Source organism: Cetobacterium sp., from assembly GCF_048470075.1.
Classification (GTDB): Bacteria; Fusobacteriota; Fusobacteriia; order Fusobacteriales; family Fusobacteriaceae; genus Cetobacterium_A.
This window is the reverse complement of record NZ_DBGBQB010000316.1, coordinates 1-4,314: the sequence shown is the minus strand read 5'-3', so window position 1 is coordinate 4,314 and position 4,314 is coordinate 1. Positions and strand designations below refer to the sequence as shown.

The 4,314-nt window shown below is 32.1% G+C and carries 4 protein-coding genes; all 4 read left to right on the top strand.

Annotated features, from left to right (window positions below):
* The first annotated feature begins 16 nt into the window (after positions 1 to 16).
* The gene (prdC, locus tag ACMOUI_RS10960; protein WP_418965734.1) at positions 17 to 1,297 is read left to right on the top strand and encodes a proline reductase-associated electron transfer protein PrdC; all 1,281 of its coding nucleotides are present in this window, start codon (positions 17 to 19) and stop codon (positions 1,295 to 1,297) included.
* Between the two features lie 29 nt (positions 1,298 to 1,326).
* The gene (gene prdA, locus ACMOUI_RS10955) at positions 1,327 to 3,357 is read left to right on the top strand and encodes a D-proline reductase (dithiol) proprotein PrdA (RefSeq protein ID WP_418965733.1); all 2,031 of its coding nucleotides are present in this window, start codon (positions 1,327 to 1,329) and stop codon (positions 3,355 to 3,357) included.
* Between the two features lie 30 nt (positions 3,358 to 3,387).
* On the top strand, positions 3,388 to 3,597 hold the full coding sequence (locus tag ACMOUI_RS10950) for a CBO2463/CBO2479 domain-containing protein (RefSeq protein ID WP_418965732.1): 210 nt from the start codon (positions 3,388 to 3,390) through the stop codon (positions 3,595 to 3,597).
* Between the two features lie 15 nt (positions 3,598 to 3,612).
* Positions 3,613 to 4,314: D-proline reductase (dithiol) protein PrdB (prdB, locus tag ACMOUI_RS10945; protein ID WP_418965731.1), on the top strand; the 702-nt coding region annotated here is incomplete at its 3' end.

Below are 4,314 nucleotides of genomic sequence, written 5' to 3'. Positions count from 1 at the left end.
CGTTTAAGGAGGAGAAATGGCTATTTATAAATTTTATTTAAAAATACATACGGAGAAATCCTGTTATGCAATTGTTTCAATAGGAGATGATATTGTAAGGGGGGAGCTTATAGCTGAATCAATGGATTTAGATTTAAAAATTCATAGTAGCGTAAAGGGAAGAGTTTTAGAAATAAATGATGAGGAAATAAGTATTGATGGAGACATATGCCAAACTGAAGATTTTAAAAAAATAAAGAGATGTTCTTCGATTGCAGAGTATGCTAAAGAAGCCGGAATAATTGGGGCTGGAGGAGCTGGATTTCCAACTTATTTGAAATTAAAAACATTAATTCCAAATGGGAATATAATTGCTAACTGTGTTGAGTGTGAACCGGGTTTGAAACATAATGTGGAGCTTTTAAAAAATGAACCCGAACTAGTAATAAAAGGGATAAAATACGCAATGGATTCAACAATGGCAAAAAAGGCATATATAGGAATAAAAGAAAAAAATAGTACTGCAATTAAAGCGATAAATGCTGCAATTAAATCTTTGGAATACACAGATATACAGGTTGTTCTAGTTAAAGATATTTATCCTATGGGGGAGGAAAGAGCTTTAATTCATGCAATATTTGGGGAGTGGATTTCCCCAAACGATAGACCAATTACATTAAATAGTATTGTATTAAATACAGAAACTCTGGCTAATTTGACTAGAGCCGTAGAGTATAGAAAACCAGTTATTGACAAGGATATCACTATAATAGGCGATTTTAAAAATAAAGATAAAGAGAATGTATATTTTAATGTTCCAATAGGAACTTCAGTAAAAGAGCTTATTAAAGAGTATGAGATTAAATACCCAGTGGGAGAATTTATAATGGGGGGACCATATATAGGAGTATCTAAAAATTTAGAAACCGCTGTAATTACAAAAACAACAGGAGGACTTATATTTACAATTCCTCTTCCAATTTATGAAGGTCCAATTGGGTTACTTGTATGTGCATGTGGTGCAAATGAGGAAAGGCTTAGAGAGATAGCTTTAAAAATGGGATCCACAGTAAAAGCTGTAGCATTTTGCAAAAATATAGCAAATAACGGAAAATGTATGACTCCTGGTGTATGTCCAGGACAGGTTGAAAGAATTCTTTTCTTAAAAAGAGAGAACGTAAAAAGAGTTTTAATTTCCAATTGTATGGATTGCTCAAATACAGTTATGTGTTGTGCACCGAAGTTGGGATTAGGAGTGTATCACGCTACTGATCATATTTTCAGAACTATCGATTATCCATTAACAAGAAGATTATAGTAAAACATTAAGTATTAAGGAGGATTAAAATGTCAATGTCTAAGGATTATATTCAAGAAGTACTTGAAAAACCAGCAGTTAGTTGCTGTAGGACTGAGGTTGGAACAATGATGGAACCTTCTAATTTAGAAGATCCTGCAATTTTTCCTGATTTAGAAGAGTCGGGATTACTGAGTATACCAGATAATTGTCTTAAAATAAAAGATGTTTTGGGTGGAATACTATTAAAAACAATAGATTCATTGGTACCTATAACATCTGATATTTTGAAAACAGTTATATCAGGAGTAGATTTGGTTACTGATATGGAAGTAAATGAAAATGAGTTTGCGGTTTTGAAAATAGGTAAAAAATCCGGCGAGATTTTAAAAATAGAGGATTTTGAATCAGCTAAAAATCTATATAAACTTCAAGATTCTCTTATTATTGATTTAAATAAGGTGGTTAAAATAAAAGATGCTTTGGGAAAAAAAATATTAAAAGATATCCCTGCACTTACTGGGATATTAGAGGAAGATTTTGGTGAAAAAATTGAAAAAATAGAAAATGTGGTTATGAAAAATAATTATTCAACATTTAGTGATGGAATATTGAAAATTAGAATAGGAGAGGGGAAAAATATTGATATCGAACTCCCCCTTACTTCTAGTATTACAAAATTTCCAATAGAAATAAATCAAATACCAGATAATAAAATAGATGTTAAAGATAGAAATGTAGGAAAAAAACTAATACAAAATACTAAAAATAAGAGAACTTTAATTAGAAAATATTTTAAAATTGAGAAAGTCGAGTTTGGTCCTAGAACTGAAATAATTGGAGAAACTTTATATATTAGGAAAGATATTAAAAAAGATGCAATTTCAAAAGATCACATTGCAACTGACTTAGAAATAGATATTATAACAATGGATAAATATAAAACATACAGTGACACTATAATGGATGTTCAACCTATTGCAACAAAAGAGGGAGATTCTAAATTAGGAATGGGAATAACTAGAGTTTTAGATGGAGTTGTTATTATGATAACTGGAACTGATGAAAAAGGAGTTCAAATTGGAGAGTTTGGATCATCAGAAGGTATTTTAGAAGAGAATATAGCGTGGGGAAGACCAGGAGCACCAGATAAAGGAGAGATAATAATAAAAGTACAGGTAACCATTAAAGCTGGAACAAATATGGAAAGACCAGGTCCATTTGCAGCACATACAGTGACAGACTTTATAACTCAAGAGATTAGAGAAGCACTTAAGAAAATTGAGGATTCTCTATCTATAAAAAAAGAGGAACTAGTACAGTGTCGTAGACCAGACAAGAAAAAAATAGTAATTGTAAAAGAAATAATGGGACAAGGAGCAATGCATGATAATCTCATATTACCTATCGAACCAGTTGGAGTTCTTGGTGGGAAACCAAATGTTGATTTAGGAAATATACCAATAATGCTTTCACCATTAGAGGTATTAGATGGAGGAATTCATGCACTTACTTGTATAGGACCAGCAAGTAAGGAGTGTTCTAGACACTATTTTAGAGAACCACTTGTAATAGATACTATGAATGATGAAGAGCTAGATTTATGTGGAGTTATTTTTATAGGAAGCCCTCAAGTAAATAGTGAAAAATTTTATGTTTCAGAAAGACTTGGAGCAATAGTAGAAAGTCTTGATGTAGAAGGGGCAATTGTAACTACAGAGGGATTTGGAAATAATCATATCGATTTTGCAAATCATATGGAACAAATAGGAATGAGAGGAATACCTGTTGTTGGAATGACATTTTCAGGTGTTCAGGGAGCTTTAGTTGTTGGAAATAAATATATGAATAATATGATAGATAATAACAAGAGTGCAGAGGGAATTGAAAATGAGATTTTAGCATGTAACACTCTTTGCCATGAGGATGCTATAAGGGCTTTAGAAATGTTAAAAGCAATTATGGCAAATGATGAGATATCTGAAGCAGAAAGAAAATGGAATTCAAATGTAAAGGAAAATAATATTGAAGTTATTGAGAACTCTCTAAAAGTAAGTATAGAAAGAGCAGATATAATCTGACTACAGATATGAAGAAAGGGTGAAATTAGGATGAAATATGGAGATAAAATTATTGAAATGCATGGAGTTATAGTAAAAGTTCAAGGAGGGGGGATAGGAGTTGACTTTAAAGGAAGATTAGGACATATAGAGATTCCCAAAAGAATGATTATAACAGATTATCCTTTAGAGGTTGGACAAAAAGTTGTTTTTAAAATGAGTTTTTTAGAGATGATTTCACCTGAAGTTAAAAAAGTATAAGGGAGAAGATTGAAGATGAAAATAGTAAAAAATATGCAATCAGAAATATTTGTACCGATTACTCCTAACTCAATTTTTACTCCAGTTACGAAAGAGCTTAAAGATATGAAGGTAGGCTTAGCAACAGCAGCTGGAGTTCATTTAAAAAGTGATGAAAGATTTAATTTTGCAGGAGACTTTAGTTTCAGGTTGATTCCAGGGAATGCCTTAAGTAATGACTTGATGGTATCTCATGGTGGATATGACAATGCTGATGTAAACAAGGATATTAACTGTATGTTTCCAATTACAAGACTTAGAGAATTACAAAAAACTGGGCTCTTTAAAGAGACTGCTGAAACTCATATTGGATTTATGGGTGGAGGAGGAAATCAAGATAAATTTAAAAATGAGACTGGTCCAGAAATTGCAAAAATATTTAAAGATGAAAATGTAGATGCGGTGATTTTAACCGCTGGTTGAGGAACTTGTCATCGCTCAGCCGTATTGGTGCAAAGAGCGATTGAGGAATCGGGAATTCCTACAATAATTATAGCAGCATTACCTCCAGTGGTAAGACAAACAGGGACACCAAGAGCAGTTGCTCCATTGGTTCCTATGGGGGCAAATGCGGGAGAACCTAATAACATAGAGATGCAAACAAATATATTAAAAGATACGTTATTAGAATTAATTAAAATAGAAACACCAGGTAAAATAGTACCTTTACCTTATGAG

What these genes read in the sequence shown, in the direction of transcription:
- ACMOUI_RS10950 (WP_418965732.1), top strand. Translation starts at nt 3,388, where the DNA reads ATGAAATATGGAGATAAAATTATTGAAATGCATGGAGTTATAGTAAAA.
- prdA (WP_418965733.1), top strand. Translation starts at nt 1,327, where the DNA reads ATGTCAATGTCTAAGGATTATATTCAAGAAGTACTTGAAAAACCAGCA.
- prdC (WP_418965734.1), top strand. Translation starts at nt 17, where the DNA reads ATGGCTATTTATAAATTTTATTTAAAAATACATACGGAGAAATCCTGT.